The sequence below is a fragment of the Rhodoplanes sp. SY1 genome, from assembly GCF_046000175.1.
Lineage (GTDB): Bacteria > Pseudomonadota > Alphaproteobacteria > Rhizobiales > Xanthobacteraceae > Rhodoplanes.
On the sequence record NZ_JBEOMB010000528.1, the window covers coordinates 1 to 582 of the forward strand.

At 71.3% G+C, this 582-nt stretch carries 1 pseudogene; it reads right to left on the reverse strand.

What is annotated here, in order from left to right:
• Positions 1–566 (reverse strand): annotated as a pseudogene (locus ABTU92_RS30760) (hypothetical protein); the annotation flags it as partial.
• Between the last annotated feature and the right edge of the window lie 16 nt (positions 567–582).

Consider the following 582-nt stretch of genomic DNA (forward strand, 5'->3'; position numbering starts at 1 on the left):
GTTCCGCACACATGCGCGGTGCCGGCGATCCCGACCGGCCGGACCATCGGCACGAGACCGCAGCGGAACAGATCGCGGGCGAAGCTGCGGACGAAACGGCGGTGCTCGTCGCGCGATGCCGGAATCCGGTCGACGTCGAAATCGAGGATCGGTTTCCCGCTTCCGTTCGCCGCGACGACACGGTTGTCGGGGTGGGAGCCGTCCTCCGTCTGCAGGAAGAAGCCGTGGGCCCGTTCGCCGACCGCGTCGAGGAGGCGCCGCGGCACGACCGGCGGCAGCTCGGCGGCGAGGCAGTCGCCGCGGGTCAGTGCCGCCCCGAGCGGCTGCACGCTCGAATGCGGAAAGGTGTCGCTGGTGAGCAGCACGGTCTTTCGCAGGCGATCGCGAACGCGGCGGGGTGCCACCGCGAGCACGGCGGTGAGATGATGGCGCTTGAGGTTGCGACCGACCGCTCCGGCCGCCGGGAGCGTTCGGGCGAGCCCGGCACTCCTCAGATAGGCATCGAGCAGACGCGGCGAGGCGAGGGCGCCGGCGGCGAGCAGGACGTGATCGGCGCGGAACACCATGTCGCCTTCGGTGATC